This window comes from Hoeflea algicola (assembly GCF_026619415.1).
Taxonomy (GTDB): Bacteria; Pseudomonadota; Alphaproteobacteria; order Rhizobiales; family Rhizobiaceae; genus Hoeflea; species Hoeflea algicola.
Genome location: NZ_JAOVZR010000001.1, coordinates 3784992 through 3804805 on the forward strand (window position 1 = coordinate 3784992; position 19814 = coordinate 3804805).

General features: G+C 56.4%; 19 protein-coding genes and 1 pseudogene. 12 read left to right on the forward strand and 8 right to left on the reverse strand.

Translation table 11 applies throughout. From position 1 onward, the window contains the following. Nucleotides 1–49 precede the first annotated feature (49 nt). From OEG84_RS25400 to OEG84_RS18455, 7 genes and pseudogenes are all read right to left on the reverse strand, one after another. Nucleotides 50–325: pseudogene (locus OEG84_RS25400) on the reverse strand (GntR family transcriptional regulator); the annotation flags it as partial. Further along, nucleotides 322–2478, reverse strand: coding sequence for an acetate--CoA ligase family protein (locus OEG84_RS18430; RefSeq protein ID WP_267656252.1), 2157 nt, complete (start codon nt 2476–2478; stop codon nt 322–324). The gene OEG84_RS18430 and the pseudogene OEG84_RS25400, both read right to left, overlap by 4 nt. Further along, nucleotides 2468–3229, reverse strand: a complete 762-nt coding sequence (locus OEG84_RS18435) for an enoyl-CoA hydratase/isomerase family protein (protein WP_267655081.1) — start codon at nt 3227–3229, stop codon at nt 2468–2470. The genes OEG84_RS18430 and OEG84_RS18435 overlap by 11 nt, the downstream gene beginning before the upstream one ends. Nucleotides 3230–3231: 2 nt before the next feature. Beyond that, nucleotides 3232–3939 carry an ABC transporter ATP-binding protein gene (locus tag OEG84_RS18440; RefSeq protein WP_267655082.1) on the reverse strand — a complete coding sequence of 236 codons (708 nt, stop codon included), beginning with the start codon at nt 3937–3939 and terminating at the stop codon, nt 3232–3234. Next, nucleotides 3936–4688, reverse strand: a complete 753-nt coding sequence (locus OEG84_RS18445; RefSeq protein ID WP_267655083.1) for an ABC transporter ATP-binding protein — start codon at nt 4686–4688, stop codon at nt 3936–3938. Before OEG84_RS18445 ends, OEG84_RS18440 begins: the two co-directional genes overlap by 4 nt. Further along, nucleotides 4685–5698, reverse strand: coding sequence for a branched-chain amino acid ABC transporter permease (locus OEG84_RS18450; protein WP_267655084.1), 1014 nt, complete (start codon nt 5696–5698; stop codon nt 4685–4687). The genes OEG84_RS18445 and OEG84_RS18450 overlap by 4 nt, the downstream gene beginning before the upstream one ends. Further along, nucleotides 5695–6561: a branched-chain amino acid ABC transporter permease gene (locus OEG84_RS18455; RefSeq protein ID WP_267655085.1), complete on the reverse strand. Its 867-nt coding sequence runs from the start codon at nt 6559–6561 to the stop codon at nt 5695–5697. The genes OEG84_RS18450 and OEG84_RS18455 overlap by 4 nt, the downstream gene beginning before the upstream one ends. An 823-nt stretch (nt 6562–7384) precedes the next feature. On the opposite strand from OEG84_RS18455, the gene OEG84_RS18460 reads away from it, so the two are divergent. From OEG84_RS18460 to OEG84_RS18480, 5 genes are all read left to right on the forward strand, one after another. Next, nucleotides 7385–7684, forward strand: a complete 300-nt coding sequence (locus OEG84_RS18460; RefSeq protein WP_267655086.1) for a hypothetical protein — start codon at nt 7385–7387, stop codon at nt 7682–7684. Then, nucleotides 7681–8316: an ABC-three component system protein gene (locus OEG84_RS18465; protein WP_267655087.1), complete on the forward strand. Its 636-nt coding sequence runs from the start codon at nt 7681–7683 to the stop codon at nt 8314–8316. Before OEG84_RS18460 ends, OEG84_RS18465 begins: the two co-directional genes overlap by 4 nt. A 2-nt stretch (nt 8317–8318) precedes the next feature. Continuing rightward, the gene (locus OEG84_RS18470; protein ID WP_267655088.1) at nt 8319–8570 is read left to right on the forward strand and encodes an ABC-three component system middle component 6; all 252 of its coding nucleotides are present in this window, start codon (nt 8319–8321) and stop codon (nt 8568–8570) included. Then, on the forward strand, nt 8567–9325 hold the full coding sequence (locus tag OEG84_RS18475) for a hypothetical protein (RefSeq protein ID WP_267655089.1): 759 nt from the start codon (nt 8567–8569) through the stop codon (nt 9323–9325). The genes OEG84_RS18470 and OEG84_RS18475 overlap by 4 nt, the downstream gene beginning before the upstream one ends. 60 nt (nt 9326–9385) lie before the next feature. Beyond that, a protein-coding gene (locus OEG84_RS18480) for an IS5 family transposase (protein ID WP_267655090.1) occupies nt 9386–10220 on the forward strand; the annotation gives its coding sequence in 2 pieces (ribosomal slippage) (nt 9386–9771 and nt 9770–10220; 837 coding nt in all). Between the two features lie 356 nt (nt 10221–10576). On the opposite strand, the gene tnpC is transcribed toward OEG84_RS18480, so the two are convergent. Further along, nucleotides 10577–11854, reverse strand: a complete 1278-nt coding sequence (gene tnpC, locus OEG84_RS18485; RefSeq protein WP_267651873.1) for an IS66 family transposase — start codon at nt 11852–11854, stop codon at nt 10577–10579. A gap of 143 nt (nt 11855–11997) precedes the next feature. Here tnpC and OEG84_RS18490 point away from each other — a divergent pair, with 143 nt between their 5' ends. From OEG84_RS18490 to dapA, 7 genes are all read left to right on the forward strand, one after another. After that, nucleotides 11998–12651 (forward strand): DUF2326 domain-containing protein, encoded by a 654-nt coding sequence (locus OEG84_RS18490; RefSeq protein ID WP_267655091.1) that lies wholly within the window; start codon nt 11998–12000, stop codon nt 12649–12651. Between the two features lie 526 nt (nt 12652–13177). After that, nucleotides 13178–14304, forward strand: a protein-coding gene (locus tag OEG84_RS18495) for an IS3 family transposase (RefSeq protein ID WP_267653243.1) whose coding sequence is annotated in 2 segments (ribosomal slippage) — nt 13178–13442 and nt 13442–14304 — 1128 coding nt in all. Because the reading frame shifts where the segments join, the coding sequence is not laid out codon by codon here. Nucleotides 14305–14579: 275 nt separating this feature from the next. After that, nucleotides 14580–16469, forward strand: a complete 1890-nt coding sequence (locus OEG84_RS18500; RefSeq protein ID WP_267655092.1) for a proline racemase family protein — start codon at nt 14580–14582, stop codon at nt 16467–16469. 29 nt (nt 16470–16498) lie between these two features. Beyond that, nucleotides 16499–17341: a transporter substrate-binding domain-containing protein gene (locus OEG84_RS18505; RefSeq protein WP_267655093.1), complete on the forward strand. Its 843-nt coding sequence runs from the start codon at nt 16499–16501 to the stop codon at nt 17339–17341. 69 nt (nt 17342–17410) lie between these two features. Next, nucleotides 17411–18058: an amino acid ABC transporter permease gene (locus OEG84_RS18510; protein ID WP_267655094.1), complete on the forward strand. Its 648-nt coding sequence runs from the start codon at nt 17411–17413 to the stop codon at nt 18056–18058. Continuing rightward, nucleotides 18055–18879 carry an amino acid ABC transporter ATP-binding protein gene (locus tag OEG84_RS18515; protein WP_322988706.1) on the forward strand — a complete coding sequence of 275 codons (825 nt, stop codon included), beginning with the start codon at nt 18055–18057 and terminating at the stop codon, nt 18877–18879. Before OEG84_RS18510 ends, OEG84_RS18515 begins: the two co-directional genes overlap by 4 nt. A gap of 24 nt (nt 18880–18903) precedes the next feature. Continuing rightward, complete coding sequence (dapA, locus tag OEG84_RS18520; protein WP_267655095.1) at nt 18904–19812, forward strand: 4-hydroxy-tetrahydrodipicolinate synthase; 909 nt, start codon at nt 18904–18906, stop codon at nt 19810–19812. Nucleotides 19813–19814: the final 2 nt, after the last annotated feature.

Here is a 19814-nt window from a genome sequence, read left to right on the forward strand (position 1 = left end):
ACACTCTTCCGGGTAAAAACGGTAACCGACGCGCCGCGCCGGGGGGCATGGTCACAAGACCTTCCCGCTCGAGAATGCGCAGCGCTTCGCGGACGGGACCCCGGCTCACCGAGAAGCGTGCTGCGAGTGTGAGTTCATGAAGCCTGTCGCCCGGTTTGAAACTGCCGCGGACGATCATGGCGACAAGCGCGTCGGCGAGTTGCTCGGGAAGCGTCTGGACCTTCGTGGCGGGTGCGACAAAGGCATTCATGACGGTCTGCGTGGCGTCGCTCCGCGAAAGTCCAAAGCGAACCGACGTCACGTTGTTGTCACCACCTTGCATCATCTTCTCCGTTTGCTTGCTCTCAGGAGCATGGATTGAGCCAACACCGCGCGTCCGGTCGAGGCGAAAACGGCGATCCCATGCTCAAGCAGATTTACCCTCTGATCGCGGACAAAATCATCTTGCAGCTTGTCGCCCGAACTGCGCAGCGCCAGGGAAATGGCCGGCCCATCGAGCCGGGCGCGGGCGATCGAAGCGCAAATTTCCCTGAGTTGGCCAAGACCATCCTCGTCACTGTCGGCGAAATCCATGATCGACCCCATTTCGACATAGACGATGATGCCATCGACATTCTGGTCGAGCTTGAGGAGGTTTATGATTTCCTCAAGGATGTAGCGGCCTTTTTCGCGAAGCCCCCAGACCGGGATGTCGATGGGGTTGGACACGCTGGTACCGGGCACACCAAAACGCTGCAGGCCTTCCTGGGTCGTGGCGTCGAGCTGAGGGATCGCCATGTTCACGCGCGCGGCGGCATCCGATGAGGTGACGCTGACCCCGCCTCCCGAGCCGAAGATGCCGAGCCTGTTGCCGGCAAGGCTGCGATGCGCCGTAAGCACCAGAAGCGCGTCCATCAACTCATCGATCGTATCGACCTGGAGCACGCCAGATTGGTCAAGTCCCGCCTGCCAGAGAGCGCTGTCGGTTGCGAGCGCAGCGGTGTGGCTTGACGCTGCCGTCAGTCCCTGTTCCGTGGTCCCACCGCGCAGCATGACGACCGGCTTGTTCATCCCCTGTGCCGCCCGAAAGAAGAGACCCGGTTCGGCGAGCGATTCCACATAGAACGCGACGATTTCGGTGTTGGGGTCGCGGTCCGCATACAAAAGATAGTCGAGCAGATCCATGTCGGCGCAGTTGCCGCAGGACAGCACGCGTCCGAGCGGCAGACCCATCACCTGGGCGCGGCGGTTCACGTCCCCGGCAAAGGTGCCGCTCTGAGAGAAGAAGGTGATGCCTCCCGGTTCTGTGGGGCAATAGCGGGGCGCCGCAAGGGGAATACGCGCTGCGGCGGAGAAGGTCCCCATGCAATTCGGGCCGACCATGCGCATGCCGCCGGTTCGAACTTCATGGAGCATCCGTTGCTCGATGTCGCCGCTTTCGGACGAATATTCCGAGAAGCCCGCGGTCAGTACCTGGGCAACACGGACGCCCTTCTCGCGGCAGTCGCGCAGAACATCGGGCACCTGGTGGCTGGCCACCGCGACATAGGCGCGATCAACCTTGCCGGGGACGTCCGAGACCGATTTGTAGGCTTTGAGACCGCAGATTTCTTCTGCTGCGGGATGAATCGGGTAGATGTCTCCCTTGAAGCCAAAATCCAGCATATTGCGGATGACCCGGTAGCCGAGCTTTTCCTTCTGGGTCGACGCGCCGACAAAGGCGATCGAGGCGGGATCGAAAAGGGCATCGAGGTCATTGAGCCGGGCGCGCCTGGCGTCAAGCGCCGCGTCGACGTCGGCTTGCGACATGCGTCTCGCCCCGAGTGCGTCGGGCAGATCGTCGCAGACCGCATCCACTGCGATCGCGCCGGCACCATTGATGATGATCGGATTGATATCGAGCTCGCCGATTGCCTCCTTCATCATCAGGCCGTTCGCGCCGGCCACCGCCATGACATAGTCTTTGAGTGTCTTGCGCGAGAACGCCATGTCCCCGTCGAAGGCGCCAGGGAATGCGGCGTCGATCATTTCGTCGGCGAGGTCCGGCGTCAAAGGAGCCAGCGCCGCCGTGGGCTTCTGACCCTGTTCGACATTGGAGCCTCCGGGCCCCAAAAGGATCACCGTCCCGTATTGCGGGTCGACGCGCGCGCCGATGAATACCTCAAGGCCATGTTCTATCATCTCCTCGACAAGAACGCCGTCGATCCGCGCTCCAGGATTCGTGCGCCGGCAATTGGCGACGATCGCGTCGAATGCAGCTTCGGCGGAATCAGTCGTGACCGAGAGCATGACGCCGCCTGCAGCAACCTTGTGCGCGATATCGGGCGAGACAACCTTCAGCGCACAGGGCTTCGCGACGCGGCCCACCAATGCGACCGCCTCCGCCGCGACAGTGGCGAGCTGTGGGTTGGTCGTTGTAATTCCATATTTTGCCAGGAGGGACTTGGATTCGATTTCAGTTTTCATGTTTTCGCCATTCCATAGAGCATCAAGAGAAATTCGGGGATCGCTTGTCGAGGAAAGCTCTCATGCCTTCCTCGGCGTCTGGTTCGCTTTGCAGCCTCCGGCCTTCGGACCACTCGAAGCGTTCTGCCTCATCCGTCCCTTGACGCATCAGTATCCCCAAGCCGACCTTGATGGAGGCGATGACGTTCGACGAGTTTGCAGCAATAGCGGAAGCAATCTCCATTGCCTTTTCAACTCCGGCGCCGCTTGGCACGACGTGGTTGACGAGGCCGAGGCGCAGCGCTTCCTCCGCGCCGACGCGACGACCGGTCGCCAGGATTTCATAGGCCGCACCGAGCGGGATGATGTGCGGCAGCCAACTGATCTGACCGCCGATGGGCAGCAGTCCGATGCGAGCCCCGGGGGCTGCGAAATCGGCGTGTTCCTCGCAGACACGGATGTCGCAGGCCAGCGACAAAATGAAGCCTGCGGCATGAGCGTGGCCGTTGATCGCAACGATTGTGGGGGTGCGCATGGTGCGTGGCTGCAGGAACGGGGCGTTGAGAGTTGCGTCGGAGGCATTGTCGCGGTCAGCCAACATTTCGTTGAGGTCATGGCCGCTGGAAAAAGCCCGGTCTCCCGCACCCGTAATGACAACACACCTTGTTTTCGGATCGTTCTCGGCTTGATGAAGGCACTCTCCCAGCTTCGCCGTCATGGCATGGGTGAACGCGTTGCGGCTCGGCTGGTTGTCGATTGTCAGGACAAGGATGTTTTCTTGGCTGTCTGCCCGGATGCTGGCCATCGTCATTCCACCGTGAGCATGTTGGACAGGCGCTCAGGATCGGCTTCCACCTCGGCGCGAGTCAGTGACGCGATGATTTGCCCGTTCTCGATAATGTAGAAATCGTCGCCCACCGCTTGAGCCAGAGGCAGGCTTTGTTCGACCAGGATGATGCCGATGCCCAATTCGCGCGCAGCAATGATGGAATCGCGGATCGCGTCGACATAGCTCGGAGCGAGGCCTTCCGTGGGCTCGTCCAGCATCATGTAAAGCGGATTGGATAGCATGGCACGGGCGACCACCAGCATCTGCTGTTCGCCCCCGCTCAGCGTGCCACCCTTTTGCGCGAGCCTTTCGCCAAGCCGCGGAAAAATGCGGATTGCATCCTCCATGGTGAAACCGGTCCCGGTCACCGGCTTGCGGATGGCAACGCGCAGGTTCTCGTCAACCGTGAGATTGGCAAAGACCTTGCGGTCCTCAGGCACGAGGGTCACGCCCAGCCGGGAGCGGCGATGGGTGGGCCCGGTCAGCGGAACTCCATTCAGGGTGATCGCGCCATCTATGCGGTCGACGAGCCCCATGGTCGTGCGGAGTGTTGTGGTCTTGCCCATTCCGTTGAGGCCGAGAAGGCAGGCGACCTTGCCTGGGAGGACTTCCAGATTGATCCCGTGAAGTATCTGGCTGTTGCCGTAGAAGGCCGATACGTCTTGGTAAGTCAGCGCCTGTTTCATGCCGCGAAACTCCCGTGCAGATAGGCGTTCTTGACAGCCTCGTTTTCTCGGATTGCCGCAGGTGTTCCCTCGGCAATAATCATTCCGTGCTGCATGACCGTGATGGTGTCGGAGAGCCGCATGACCATACCCACGTCGTGCTCGACGACAACGACGGTCAGGCCCAGATCCTCCTTGAGTTTGATGATGATGCCAGCGACCGTTTCGCGGTCGCCCCGCGACATGCCGGCCAGCGGTTCGTCCATCAGGACTATTCGCGGCTTGAGCGCCAGGCCGATCGCGATATCGAGGGCTCGTTGAATTCCGTGGGCGAGAGCCCCGGCCTTCATGGTTGCCCGACCCATCAGTCCGACATTGTCGAGAATAGCGTAGACTTCGTCTGAGATTTCCGCTTCCAGGCTCGCGGAGCGCAGGATCGACTGGTTCATGCCCCTGCGAGAGCGGACCGCCAACGCTACATTCTCCTGTACGCTCAGATCCTTGAAAATACTGGTGCGCTGAAATGTGCGGGCGATGCCGATTCCGGCAAGCCTGTTGGGAGCCCATCCGGTAATGTCCTTGCCGTCGAAATACACCTTGCCCGCATCAGGAGCCAACGCGCCGGTGACGAGATTGAAAAGCGTGGTCTTGCCAGCGCCATTCGGGCCGATGATGGAATGGATGGTGCAATTGCCAATTGAAGTGGTCACTTCATGGACAGCCTTGAGCCCGCCGAAACGTTTGGAAACTCCGTTGATTTGTAAAGTCATGCCGCATCTCCCGTTTTGCCGGTAACTTTGCGATACAGACTGCCGAATATTCCGAAGATGCCGCCGGGCGCAACGATCACGATGATGACGAACAGGCCGCCAAAATAGATGAGCCAGGCATCGGTAAAGCTCGAAATATAGTGCTCGGCAAAGGTGAAGATTGCAGCGCCGAAGACCGGCCCTATGATCGTCCCCATGCCCCCGAGCACCACATACATCAGGATCTTGCCGGATTCGAACCAGTGCAGAATGTCCGGCGAGACCGCGCCGTTGAAAAGCACGAAAAGTGCACCGGCGAGTGATGCGATAGCCGCCGAGACGGTGTATGCGATCAGCTTCAATAGACCCGTGTCGATGCCGATGAAGCGGGCGCGCTCGGTATTTTCGCGGATGGCCAGCCACGCCCGCCCGAGCGGCGTGGTTCGCAGATATAGCACTCCGGCAAGCGACAGTACCAGGACGGTATAGAGCAGCCAGAACCATGCGTCGGAACTGACGATCTGCTGGCCCGCCAATGTCACCAGAGGAATACCCTGAAGGCCATCCTCGCCACCCGTAGATGACGAGAAGACGAAGACCATCGCATAAAATATTTGACTGAGCGCCAGCGTCAGGATGGCGAAGGTCTTGCCGATCTGGCGAATGAGGATTGCTCCTATGCTGAGAGCTATCACGGTTGCCATAAGCACCACGAATGGGAGGATAATTAGCATCTCGGGCGTCAGCAGCTTCGATATCAGCCCGGCAGCATAGGCGCCGAAACCGTACCAGGCAGCATGGCCAAAGGAGAGCAGACCGGTGTTGCCTGTGAGAAGATCGAGGCTCAACGCGACAACGGCGGCAATCACGGCATGCGATGCCAGCATCAGCAAAAACGGCTCTTCAGCGGTCCAAAGCGGCAGGGTCGCGCCGAGTGCGGCGATCACAACAAGAGCAACGATCAGCGGGCGACGCGAAGTCGGTCGCCCCAACGGCCGGGCTTGCTGTTTCACTACGGTGGTACTGTTCATTCGGTTCTCCCCTCCCCGAAAAAGCCACGAGGCCAGTTGATCAACATGGCCATTACGAGGACGAACAAGAGCATGAGCGCCATCTGGCCACCGAAATACCCCTCCCCGAAGACGATAATCAAACCGACGACATAGGCGGCGACGACGGCTCCGCGTAGGCTTCCGAGCCCACCCAGGATTACGGTCATGAAAGCCAGGATCAGGATCTTGTCGCCAACCGTTGCGTAGGCGGTGAAGATGGGAGCGGCGGCGGCGCCCGAAATTGCGGCGAGTGCGGCACTGACGCCGACAACGGAGTGCATCAGCATCTCGCGATCGATGCCGAGACAGGCGCCCATCTCAGGATCGTCGTTGGCTGCTCGAACCCGCAAGCCCCAGTCTGAGTTCTTGAGGAACAGGAAGAGGCCGGCGGCAAGGGCTATGCCAAGGACAGACACGAAGGCGCGATACACCGGTAGTGTGAGGCCGAAGAGGCCGATGGCGCCATCCAGCGACTGCGGGATAGGCATGATCTGAACGTTGCGTCCACCAAACTCATAAAGGACGCCGGTGATGAAAAGCGCCAATCCGAAGGTCAGCAACAGACTGTCGACCATGGGCCGGTCGCGGATCCGGGCGAGAATGGCCCAGTCAAGGACCACGCCGAGGAGTCCGACCACAAGTGGGGTGGCGATCAGCGTCGCCCAGAGTGGCATGCCTTGACCCGACATCCAGACTCCGAGCATCGCGCCGATACTGAAGAGAGCGCCATGCGCGAAATTCACGATCCTGCCCACGCCGTAAATCAGTGTCAGTCCCAGACTGAAAAGCAACAAGACGGAGCCAAGAACGATGCCATTCAGGGCTAAAGAGATGGCTAACATGCGCTCCTCCCAAAGCAATGTTACTTCCTGTACTGACATGGAGGATCATTTTTGTTTGTAGTTATGTCAACAATTTAAATTTTGAAATAATTGTATTTTTTTGAATTTCCGCCATTGCCGCCCCGATAGCGCGCTCCTGCAAGTCTGTTCACATAGATATATTAAGGAGATAATGGTTCGCGCCTATGTCTCCGCCAGTTCGCCATTTTCAACTAATCCGGAGCAAAACAGCGAACACACCGGCCACCCATCCCGTCTGAACAGAACATGGACGCGCGGATACCCATAACCCACTCGTGTCCCGCCTATCGCTCGCAGAAGAGCAGTTGGCGATCCGCTTGAGAAGCGCATGCCGTCATTGCATGGTTCATGCTCGAGAAACCGTGGCAAGGGCGCTGAAACGATCCGACGGATGAAGGCGGACGACCGTCGAACGGTCGCAGCAATTGACAACGGTATTTCGTCACGAGAGGCGGCCTGGCTCTTCCGGATTGTTCGATCCCACGATTTGATGGAGCGATCCGATCCAGAAGTTTACCCAAATCGACCACCAAGTCGGAAATCACACGGACATCTACACCGCGAATAATTGGGTAGCGACATCAAGAACATAAGTGTTCATATCTTCAACCGGAGAGGCGCGCCATTTTTTTGTTTTTCGCCACATACGTTGGGACAAACACCACGTTTTTGGGACTCATCGCCACATACGTTGGGACTCGGCGTCAGACGGACGATATTCCGTCTATCTCAATGTTCTCGTGTTGCGCCCACTTGCCTTCAAGAAAGCCCGCATTAATACTTATTTTATGCGGATAAGAATGTGAGGCATATTGTGGGAATTAATTGGCGTGAAATGTTGGAGCTTAAACTTAGACGAAGTAGCCGCACGGAGTTTCAGAAATTTCATGCAGACTTCATGGGCCGTTTATATCCAAACGATTACATACCAGTAGGCGCACATGGTAATTTAGGCGATGGAGGGATGGACGGCTATCTCCAAAGCAAAAACGCAGTTTACCAATGCTACGGCGCTGATAATGGCAAAAGTTTCAATGTAAGGTATGTAATAAAGAAAATAACCGAAGATTTTGACTTAGCGATTAAAAAAACCCACACATGAAAGAATGGGTGTTTACTCATAATCTTATAGAAATTCCTTCAGATGTCACAAAAAAGATTGTTGATATGAAGGAAAAATTTAAAGATATAGAAATTGGCGTTTTCGGCCTTCAAAAATACAGGGAGTTACTTACGGAGCTGTCTCCAGATGACATGGATGAGCTCTTCGGCATTCGCTCATTGAGCACAGATAATGTCAATCGCCTGCCTGAATGTATTATGGGAATAATTGGAAAAATATCTGAGTATTATAATAATAATAATATACCGGACAACTCATCAATTAGACCAGTACCTTTAGACAAAATGGAGTTTAACAATATTCCAATAAAGTGGAGAAATACATTTAGAATGTGGAATATGTTCACTCTTGAAGTGGAAAAGATACTTGCAGACTATCCAGACGAAAACGTGCTTGAGTTTGTTCCGGTATTCTTAAATAAAAGTTATAAAGACATGAAGTTACAAGGGTTAAGTCCACAGAATATTTTGGATAATCTGAGTGAAAAATTGGCGGGGTACATCCTTGAGCATGATTCTAGATATGAGGCCAGCTGTATTGTTTTATCCAGCATGTTTGAATCATGCGTTATTTTTGAGGATAAAGATAAGAGTAGTAATCCGGATAGTTGAAGATGATTTTACCCAGTAAATTTTTGCCAGCAGACCGAGCGCTTATCACTGTCGGTGGAGAAATTCTGAACATCATCAACGAGACGCCTCGTTCAGTTAGCGAGGTTTGGGAACGTGTGAGCGCAGCACGTAGAGCTAGGAATAAGGTTCTTGGGTTTGACTGGTTCACTTTAGCACTGACGTTCCTGTATTCGGTCAATATGATCGAATTAGATGATGGCTTACTTCGAGTGCGAAGAGACGGTGATAAATGATCATCTCTATCGGTAGCTCAATTCCCTCATTTAAATCCATCACGTTCAAACCTGGCTTCAATGTCCTGCTCGCAGATCAAAGTGACGTTTCCACCGATAGGCAATCTCGAAATAGCGCAGGAAAATCCAGCGTAATCGAGATAATTCATTTTTTGCTGGGTGCTGATGTAACGAAAGGCACTCCGTTCACTTCCAAAGAATTGAAGCGAGCGTCATTCAATGGATCATTTCGTATCTCGGGCACGGTTGCACATGTGACCCGCAATGTTCATCAGCGTGATCGGGTTTTTGTGAAGTTTGATGAGCCTCCAAATACGCCGCTGCACACAGAGGGTGACCTCCTTGAGCCCTTTACGCCGATCAGAGATTGGAATTTCTGGCTAGGACACGAGATGTTCGAGCTTCCCATCCATTGGGATGGGTCCATCTTTGCAAAGGGTGGTCCCACGTTTCGAACTTTATTTCCATATTTTGCCCGTCGACGCGGCAACGGCGGTTTCGCGTCACCTTCCAAGACATCCACTAAAGTTGCTGATTCGACCGCAAATACAGCATTGAGTTATCTCTTTGGCTTGGACTGGACAATAGTTCGAGATTTTGAATTGGCAAAAATCGAACAAAAAGAAATCGCCGAACAAGCAAAGGCTTCGATTAGGGACAATCCAAGCCATAAATCTATCGCATCTATAACTGCTGCGCATGTATTGGCTGTACAAAGAGCTGAAGACCTGAGTGTCGGTCCGCAAAGAAGTTGAATGATATGAATCGTTTGTGATTCGATGCCGTTGATTTGATTCGACGATGGGATGGAGGCTATGTGGACGAAAGCGAACCGTGGGAAATACAATCGGGATGGTCTGCGCTATCCCAGCGATCTGACGGATGCGGAATGGGCGCTGGTCGAGCCTTTGATACCTCCTGCCAAGCGGGGTGGCCGCAGGCGTGAGGTCAATGTGCGCGAGGTTCTTAACGGCCTGCTTTATGTTCTCAGCACCGGCTGCCAATGGCGGGCTGTTCCGAAGGACTTGCCGCCGAAGAGCACCCTGTTCAGCTATTTCGACCTTTGGAACTGGGACGGCACACTCGGCCGTATTCATCAGGAGCTTTATGTGAAATGCCGCGAGGCGATGGGACGCGAGGCTAGCCCGACGGCGGCGGTCATCGACAGCCAGAGCGTCAAAGGCGCGGAAAAAGGGGGCTTGTATCGACCCGAGCGGGTATGATGCGGGGAAGAAGGTCAAGGGTAAGAAGCGGCATATCCTTGTCGACACGGTAGGTCTGCTGCTGCATGCGCTGGTTCATCCAGCCGACATCCAGGACCGCGACGGCGGTCTGCTGGTCATCAAGACGTTGTTCGGGCGCTATCCGTTTTTGAAGAAACTCTTTGCGGACGGTGGCTATCAGGGACCTGTCTTCGCCAAGGGTCAGAAGAAGGCCATGCCCGGGCTGGCGATCAAGATCATCAAGCGATCCGACATCGTCAAGGGTTTTGAGGTTCTGCCGAGACGCTGGGTGGTCGAACGGACTTTCGCGTGGCTTGGGCGATGCCGCAGGCTAGCCAAGGACTTCGAGAACCTGTCGCGCAACGCGCTCGCCTTTCTCAAACTCGCGTCTATCCGCCTCATGCTGCGAAGGCTCTGTTCAAAATGAACAACTTTCCGGACCGACTCTGAAGAGTCAAATATCATCATTCAAAGTCGAAGATCATTACAATGATTTAGTTAAAGAGGCGTCGGATGCCCAGATTGTAGCAGAGCGACTAAGTCGGGAATCAGTTCAATATGCAACGAGGATTAGGCATATTGAGGCCAGCATTGAAAATGAGACACCTTCGACGCTGAGTGACGTGGAAAAGCTCTACGATGCTGTAGGATTTCAGCTGCCGGATAGTGTTCGCGCCGGGTTCGAGAAGGTAGAAGCCTTTCATGAGTCGGTTATTTTGAACCGAAAGATTCATCTTGTAATTACCCACCCCCGAATTCGTGATTTCCGGTTCTTCTACCGGCCTATGCCAGGACGGATGCGATGACCTGGAAGGGGTTTGCGCCTTTGAGGCGGGCGGTGTCGATGGTCGTGCGTACATCCGCCTCGGCTTGGGCGGCCCACATGGCGCGATATCCGTTTGTCACCTTTCGCTGAATGACCCATGGACGGAGCTTTCGCTCAGATGTGTTGTTGGTGACATCGACTTCTCCGGGATAGTCGCAAAACGTCAGCAGCTGATCGCGGGCCCGCCCGATCTTGGCCTGGAGCTTTTGGGCCAGGTCGCACGAAGTCGGGGCGCATAGAAGCCCGGCAAGCTGTTTATCGAATTTGCGCTTCTTGCTTGCGACGGTAGACGCAGCGAATGTGCTTATGGCTCTGGCGAAATCAAACACACGGCCAAACCAAAGCTGGAAGCGAAGAGGGAGATCATCCTCGCCATGTTCCAGCGCAAAGGCTGTATCACGCGCCAAATGTGCAAGGCAGGTTTGATGTCGATGGCCGTGAGATTGCTGGGCTGAATACCGATCAGATATCCATACCTCGGGGACATGGCCGCCCATGGTCTCGTGAACGACCCGTGCTGCACGGGAGTAATCGGGCTGGTGGACAACAGCATCCTTGCAATGAAAAACCCAGTGTTGGGCATTTGTGCCCTCGATACGCACACCGGTTTCGTCGCTGGCGACAACGCGGGCGGCTCGAAGGCTGGCCTTGGCGGCCTGTGCTGTGGCCTGGAAGCTCGGACGGGAGCGGGAAAACATGTTCATGATCGCGCCCTCGCTCACATTAAGGCCGAAGATATCCATGAACACACCGCTCAGGCGTTCGTAAGACAATGCATGGAAACTCTTGAGGTAGATCGCCAGCGCGTGAATGCCTGGCCCGAACGGCGTTGCGGTTGCCACGGCAGGTGCGGTGGCTTTTGTTGTCGTGCCGCATTGCGGGCAATGACAGGAAAAACGCCGATGCCGGGTGACATGAGGACGGATCGCAGGAATATCGATCTCGTCATAGGCCCCGGCCAGCACCATCGTATCATCACCGGAAAACGCATGGCCGCATCTCTTGCAGGCGGTCGGTTCATGATCGCGAAACATGTCGGCAAAATCCGCCAGCACCCTATTGTGGGGTTCATGCCCGGGCTTGGCTCCACCCGGTCGTGAGTTGACGCGTTTCTCTTTCTTGTCCGTCGAGGGCGGCTTGGAAGACGTCCGAGAATCCTTGGAAGGCCGTTGGAGCCGAAGCACCATCTCGATCAATTCGTCCTTGCTCAGCTGCTGCAAATCAGTCCGATCCATATCATCATGGATTCAGACATTGTGGTGCATGGCAAGGGGGTGGGTAATTACTTCATCTTTCGCAGGATTTGGAGTTCAATCGAAAAAAATTGGAGCAACTTGAGACTGAGAGAAGGACGCACACATCTCGTCGAACCGAAATCTTGGAAAGTCTCAAGGGTAAAGGCGCTTTTAGCGAACTGATTGATATTCAACAACGACTGGCTGACGCCAATCAGCAAATTGCAAGGCTAGCAGCTCAAAAGGAAGCTATGAAAAGGGCTGAAAATGGAAAAGACGAACTGAAGAAGGAGCGTATAAATCTTAAGCAACGCCTTGAAGCGGATCATCAAAACCGTGACGACGCTATCACTGCAGCAACACTTGCGGTGGATGAAGCTCTAAATAGACTATATGAAGATAAACGGGAAAAGTACCTTAGAATTGTTGCCACCGAAACAGGCCCCCAATTCAATGTACATATAGCCGGAAATAGAAGTGGCGGCATAGCTAACATGGAAGTTTTTGCGCTTGACTATGCTCTTCTTAAAGTCGTTACGAAAAGATTGGGTGGGCCAGGATTCTTAATCCACGACAGCCATCTATTCGACGGTGTCGATGAGAGGCAGGTTGTAGCTGCGCTTGAGGTTGGTGCAAAATTGGCAAGAGAAATGGAGGTTCAGTACATAGTTACGATGAACAGCGACGTTTTCGAAAATCTACCGTTCAGTGATGATTTGAACGCAAATGAAGCATGCTTATCAACAATTTTGGATGACACTGAAACTGGCGGATTATTTGGTTTCCGTTTTGATTAGGCTACGGTAGTGAGCAAATCAACAGTACGATCTGCCCAACATAAGCCATTTGCATGAAAAACACCGAGTCCCAACATATGTGGCGAAAGGGGCCTTGAGTCCCAAATTGACTGGCGACGAGTCCCATGCCGATTGATTGCCCTATGGAGATTTGTCAACAAATTCAACGAATCTGAATCCCAAGATATCTGGCGATGCTTATTTCTCAATGATTTAGCTCAAGCACCCGTGGTTTGCAGCCAGTTTGCAAAATCTAGCGCTGTGCGTTCTCGAACAACGCAACTGCATCTTCAGGGATTGTCCGTGTGGGAGCGAGATGTTTTTCTGCAATCGTTGCTGCTGTTTATGTGCATAGCCGGTTTGGGGAACCGCTAACCTACTCAGATGCGGGGAGGCGGCCTGGCCTGGTCGCCATTGAGTTCGCGTCTATAAATTAGCTCAGTTCAGTTTTTGGCCATCCTGGAGTTGCCCCCTGAAAGTGGTCCACCAACTGGGATAGATTATCCCTCAAATTGGAGGATCAGCGATGGCTGGAAAACGAGAGAAGCCGGAAGAGATTGTATCGAAGCTTCGGCAGGTTGAAGTTCTGCAAGGGCAAGGTGCGACGATTGCTGACGCGGTGCGCCAGATCGGCGTGACACAGCAGACGTTTTATCGATGGCGGAAGCTCTATGGCGGGATGCAGCGATCTCAACTCACTCGGCTGAAAGAGCTGGAGAAGGAGAACCAGCGGCTTCGGCGGGCGGTGTCTGACCTGACACTGGACAAACTCATCCTGACCGAGGCGGCAAAGGGAAACTTCTAAGCCCTTCGCGTCGGCGCAAGTGCATCGACCATGTGCGGCGGGAGCTCGGCGTATCAGAACGCCGCGCCTGCCGCACGCTCGGACAACACCGATCCACACAGCGCAAGGTGCCACAGGGCCGGGCAGATGAAGAACGGCTGACCGATGATATCATCGAACTGGCCGACAAGTACGGGCGCTATGGGTATCGCATGGTCACCGGTCTGCTGAACAACGCGGGCTGGCAGGTAAACCATAAGCGGGTTGAGCGCATCTGGCGGCGTGAAGGGCTGAAAGTGCCACAAAAGCAGAAGAAAAAGGGGCGGCTTTGGCTGAACGACGGATCATGTGTGCGTCTCAGACCGAAACGGCCAAACCACGTCTGGTCCTACGACTTCGTCCAGGATCGAACCGCTGACGGCCGCGTCTATCGGACGCTGAATATCATCGACGAATACACCAGGGAGGCACTCATGATCCGCGTGGACCGCAAGCTCAACTCAACGGACGTGCTGGATGCTCTGACAGACCTATTCATCCTGCGCGGCCCGCCGGAATACATTCGGTCGGACAATGGGCCGGAATTTATCGCCCAGAAAGTGCGGGATTGGATTGCAGCTGTTGGAGCCAAGACGGCCTACATAGAGCCAGGCTCACCATGGGAGAACGGATACTGCGAAAGCTTCAACGCCCGGTTCCGCGACGAGCTGCTGAACGGCGAAATCTTCTACAGCCTAAGGGAGGCGCAAATCCTGATCGAGCAATGGCGTATCCACTACAACACCGTCAGGCCGCATAGCGCTCTGGGCTACCGCCCGCCCGCGCCGGAAAGCATTGTCCCGATGGACCAGACGCCCATGATGCACTAACAATCAAACCGGACCACCTGATGGGGGCACGCCAATCCTTTGGCCGGAGTCGGGACGGCCCTGCCACCTCTCACAGGCCGCGGCCGCATCGGTGAGAATTCCCATCATATCAGATCAGGCCCGCGCGAGAACGGCGGAGGGTATCGGATCATTGCGCGGTGTGGCCGGGGCGTATGTCTCGGAACGGTAAAACCCAAAATTTCCCGTTGACGATTTCAAAAAACCTGCATACCATCAAGAGAATTTAAAAAACCTACATATCTTCAGGTGATTTTGTGAGCGATGCGAAAAACCATAGAAAGCCCTACTCGATTGGCCATGTGGCCAAGGTAACGGGCGTTGCCATTTCAACATTGCGGTCCTGGGAAGGGCTGGGGTTGCTCGCGCCACACAAGTCCGAGGGCGGACACCGGTCGTTTTCCGCCTCCGATGTCGAACGCGTCCACCGGATCGACCTGTTGCGCCGCGTCGACGGACAAAGCCTGTCCAGTATCCGGCGGATGCTGGAAGATAGCGATAATGCGGCTGCCGATCCGGTCGATGAACCGGACGCCGACCGCCGCACCGTCGAATACAGCCAGATCGGCGGCCAGGTCCGCGCCATGCGCAAGGAAGCTGGTCTCTCGCTCCGCGACCTGTCTGAGAAAACCAACATCAATGTCTCGCATCTGAGCATGTTCGAGCGCGGGGCGGCGTTTCTGTCGCCGGCGCGGCTCAATGCGATTGCCGAGGTGTTCCAGCGTTCGCTCGGCGAACTGCTTGGCGGCACCAGCAGCGAACATCTTCCGATCGTCCGCAAGGGCAGCGGCCGCATGGTCAGCACCTTCGGGCCCGGCGTTTCGATCGAACAGGTCACTGTCGCCGAACGGTTGATGGACGTCGAGGTCTGGACCATCGAGCAGGGGCGCGAAAGCGATGGCTTCTACGCCCACGAGGGTGAGGAACTGATCTACCTGCTGGAGGGCGAGCTGGAGATTGCGCTGTCAGGCCGCGAACCGGTGACATTGACGCCGGGCGACAGCGCCTATTTCAGCAGCCGTATCGATCATCGCTGGAAGAATGTCGGCGGCGGTAAGGCCGTGGCGCTATGGGTCAACACTGACACCGCCCGGCTGGCATCCATGCAGTTTGAAAAGCGTGAGCGCCGCCTTGAAATCGGCTCCTCTCAGGGCACCGGCCTTGGCGAAGGCGCGCTCAACATCGAATTATCCACCGACGCCCAGACTTTCCGGGTGATCGAAACACATACGGCCGGCCACCCGACACGCATTCTGGTGGAGCCGCTTGAAGGTTTGGACGGGACCACGGTCAAGGAGAAGCAACGCTCCTTCGAAGCGCGATACGACCATTTGCGTCCGCTGCTGTTACAGGAGCCGCGTGGTCACGCGGGCTCATTTGGCCTGGTACCCGTCCCCTCCCAGACCGCCGATTTCGGTGCTTTCTTCATCACTTCCTATGGCTATCCCGATTTATGCGGGCATGCCGTGTTCGGCTATGCCAAGGCGCTCGCAGCACTCGGGCGGCTCAAGTCGAAAACCAGTTTCAGTATCGAGATGCCGGGCGCAACGGTTCGGGTCGAGATCAAGCCTGACAATGGCGAGATTGATGTCATCCTGCCGCAGTCCTCGGTCGTCACGCCGGAATTTGCTGTCGCCGTGGATGGCCGGGATGCCCGTCTGCAGATTGTCGATAGCGGCATTTTGTATGCGATCGCCGAGGCGGCCGATCTCGGGCTCGATCTGCAGTCGAGCTCGGCTGATGAAATTCTCGTCAAGGCCCGTCTGGTCCGCGATGCAATTACAGCGCTGAACCGGGCTGATGAGCTGGCATTTGACTCGGTGCTGGTCTGCCAGCCGCTGGCATCAGGTCAGGAACGCATGTTTCTGGCGATCGATGCACACCGCTTCGACCGGTCTCCCGGCGTCACCGCGGTAGCTGCGCGGATGGCGCAATATGTGGCGCAGGGCCGGTTCGAGCCGGGCGCCGTTCTCCAGGCTGAGAGTATTTTTGGTGGCCGGCTGATGGGCCGGGTCACTTCAGTTGTCGAGACGTCGGACGGACGTCTTGCAGTCGTTCCGAAAATTTCGGGGCGGGCGCATCTCAACGGTATTTCCACGCTCATCGTCGAGCCGGATGACCCCATGAAGCGCGGTTTTCTTGTCTAAACCCGTCAAAAACCCAGAAGGGATAAAAAATGAAATTTTCTTTCATGAACAAGCTGGCATCCGCCTTTGCGGCCGTCATGCTGATGACAGCCTCACTGGTTCAGCCCGCAGCCGCGACTGATCCCAATCTCGTTCTCGACCGCATCCGCGACAGTGGCGAACTGCGCGTTCCGGTGATGATCGGCGAAGAGCCCGGTTACATTCGCGACCGCGACAGCGGCGAATGGGGCGGCTTCTACATGGAGTGGGCCAACGACATTGCCGAACTCCTCGGTGTGAAGGCCGTACCGGTCGAAACCACCTGGGGCAATCTCGCTGCCGATTTCCAGGCCAAGAAGATCGACATCGCCTTTGGTCTCAACCCCAACCCCAAGCGTGGCCTGGTTGTCGATTATCTCTCCGTCCCGCTTTTCACGGATGCATGGGCAATCGTCGCCAAGCCCGGCTTCGACAAGAAGAACTGGGCTGATCTCAACGATCCTTCCGTCAGCCTTGTCGTGCAGAAGGGGGGCACCATGCAGGTTGTCGCCGAAGCGCTGACCCCGAAGGCCAACATCGTTGTTGTCGAAGACCGTCCGCTGGGCGTGCTCGAAATGCAGGCAGGCCGCGCCGACGCGATGGTTCTGGCTATCTTCGACGCGGTCCAGGTTGCCAAGCAGACCGGCGGCGAAATCATTCTGCCGGCGCCTATGCTGCTCAATCCAGCAACCATCGGCTACGCACGTGAAGAAGGCAACGAAGGCTACGAAAACTGGCTGACCAACTGGGTCAACCAGCAGCGCGCGCTCGGCCTTGCCCAGGGCAAGCTGCACAAGTCTTTCGAAGCTCACGGCATCGATCTGTCGATCCTGCCGCCTGAATTCAGCTTCTGATCACTCTGTTAGCCGGGGGCACTTGCTGTCCCCGGCAGCACCCAACCAAGCCACGCCAGGAGTCTTCTCGTGTTTGACTGGTCGATCATCACCCAAAATGCGGACCTTATCCTCAAGGGGCTTGGGATCACGCTCTACTATACGGTCGTCACCACGGCGCTGGGCCTTGCGATAGGCCTCCTCGTGGCCTTGGCGCAACTTGCCCGTATCTCTGCCATCAGTTGGATCGGGCTCTTGTTTGTCGAGTTCTTCCGCAACGTGCCGCTGTTGGTGTGGCTGTTGTGGAGCTATTACGCACTGCCGATTTTCCTCGATATCAACATCTCCAAGCAACTGGCAGGCATCACCGCGCTGAGCCTTTATGGCGCTGCCTACTATGCCGAAATCCTGCGCGCCGGGATCCAGACGCTGGACCCGGGCCAGACCGATGCCGCCCGCGCGCTGGGCATGTCGACCACGCAGTCGATGCGCCGGATCATCCTGCCGCAGGCGTTCCGCCGCATGATCCCGCCGCTGGCGGGGCAGACCATCATCCAGATGAAGAACACGACACTGCTGTCGGTGCTGACCATCCCGGACCTGCTCTATCAGGCGGGCTACATCGCCTCGTTCACCTACCGGCCGATGGAAGTCTACACGGCGATCGGCGTGGTCTTCCTCATTATTCTCATTCCGTCGAACTACCTTGCCCGCAAGCTGGAGGCGCACAGCCAATGAGCACGCCAGAAACTCTCCAAGACAAGCCGTTGGTCTCGATCCGCAACCTGTCGAAATCCTATGGTCCGCTCAAGGTTCTGCGCGACATCGATGTTGATGTGCACGAGGGCGAAGTGGTCGCGCTGCTGGGGTCCAGCGGTTCCGGCAAGACCACGCTGTTGCGCTGCGTGAACCTGCTCGAAAATCCCGACTGCGGCCGCATCGAGATTTCCGGTCAGGCCATCTTCAATCAGTCCGCCGGCGGTGACGACAAGGCGGGCATCAAGCAAAAGCAGGTCAATACGCTGCGCAGTCGCGTTGGCATGGTGTTCCAGCACTTCAATCTGTTCCCGCACATGACAGTGCTGGGCAACGTGATGGAGGGGCCGCGCATCGTGCTCAAGGAGGACGATGCCAGCAACCGCAAGCGGGCGATGGAATATCTCGAAAAGGTCGGCATGGCCGACTTTGCCGACCGCATGCCGCACCGCCTTTCCGGTGGCCAGAAACAGCGTGTCTCGATTGCACGTGCACTCAACATGCGCCCCGAGGTGATGCTGTTTGATGAGCCGACCTCGGCGCTCGACCCTGAACTGGTCGGCGAAGTTCTCAGCACCATGATCACGCTTGCCAAGGAAGGCATGACGATGCTCGTGGTTACCCACGAACTCGGCTTCGCCCTCGAGGTGGCCGACCGCGTGGTGTTTCTAGACCAGGGCACCATCGAGGCGGAAGGTCCGCCCGCAGACGTGCTTCTGCACCCCACCAACGAACGGGTCCAATCGTTCGTCAATCGTTTCCATGCGACCGCGGAGCTCATGCGTCCGTTGCTGCAGGACTAACCCGAAATAACCAGCGAGTATCAAATGTCAAAGACTGATTGGAAGGGCATTCACAGTGTCCTCGTGACCCCGTTCGCCCAGGATGGAAGCATCGATTTCAAGCGTTTCGCCGAACTGGCGGAAGTCAATATCGCCAATGGCGCCGACGGCCTTGTGGTTTGCGGCAGCACCGGTGAATTCTACACAATGACGGTGCAGGAACGCATCGATCTGTTCGAGGCCACCGTCAAGGCGTCAAACGGCCGGGTGCCGGTGATTGCCGGTGTGTCGGATCTACGCACCAAGGTTGTCGAAGAACTCTGCGCAGCCGCCAAGGCCGCAGGCTGTGATGGTATCCTCGCGCTGCCGCCGATCTACGCCAAGCCCGACCTGCGCGAAACCGCCCAGTTCTACCGCCGCATTGCCGCGGTCACCGATCTGCCGCTGATGCTCTACAACAGCCCGGCGCGGATGGGCGTGAACCTGACCCCGGATTTCGTCGCCAGCCTTGCCGACATCCCCAATGTGGTGGCTATCAAGGATTCCTCGGCCGATATCCAGCAGGTCACCGAGCTTTGCGCCAAGGTCAAGGACAAGCTCGCCGTCTTTGTCGGCTACGAAACCATGATCCGCTCGACGCTTCCAGTCGGCTGCTCCGGTGTTGTCGCCATGGCTCATCAGCTCTCCGGCAAACTTGTCCGCAGTTATTACGATGCCTGCCAGCACGGCGACACCGCTATGGCCGACAAGCTCGAACCTGCGCTGTTTGACATCTACCGCTGCTTCAAGACCGGCAGCTTCTATGCCGGCATCAAGGCAGTGATGAACGAACTCGACCAGCCGGTCGGCATTCCGCGCGAACCGCTTCTGCCTTTCTCCGATCAGCAGCAGGCCACGGTCCGCTCGATCCTGGAAACTGGAAAAGTGCGCGAAACCATCAAGCAGGCAGGCTGAAC